This window comes from Paraburkholderia sp. SIMBA_027 (genome assembly GCF_046535315.1).
Lineage (GTDB): Bacteria > Pseudomonadota > Gammaproteobacteria > Burkholderiales > Burkholderiaceae > Paraburkholderia > Paraburkholderia tropica.
Genome location: NZ_JAWRWY010000354.1, coordinates 1 through 287 on the forward strand (window position 1 = coordinate 1; position 287 = coordinate 287).

1 protein-coding gene is annotated in these 287 nt (G+C 64.8%); it reads right to left on the bottom strand.

Annotation, left to right across the window (positions count from 1 at the left end; all coding sequences use genetic code 11):
- Nucleotides 1–254, bottom strand: a 254-nt coding sequence (locus SB764_RS39395; RefSeq protein ID WP_410866665.1) for a class I tRNA ligase family protein, incomplete at its 3' end; no start/stop codon positions are given.
- Between the last annotated feature and the right edge of the window lie 33 nt (nucleotides 255–287).

Below are 287 nucleotides of genomic sequence, written 5' to 3' on the forward strand. Positions count from 1 at the left end.
CCGGCCATGTTGCGGCTCTTGACGATGATGTCCTTCAGGATCTTGTTGACCGCGTGGCCGATGTGGATGTCACCGTTGGCGTAGGGCGGGCCGTCGTGCAGCACGAAGCGCGGACGGCCGCGGCTGGCGGCGCGGATGGCCTGGTAGACGTGGTTTTCCTCCCACTGCGCAATCCAGGCGGGCTCGCGCTTGGCGAGGTCGCCCCGCATGGGGAAGGGGGTATCGGGCAGGTTGAGGGTCTTTTTATAGTCCATGAACGGCAAAATAGGCGCGCGCGTTTCGCGCGT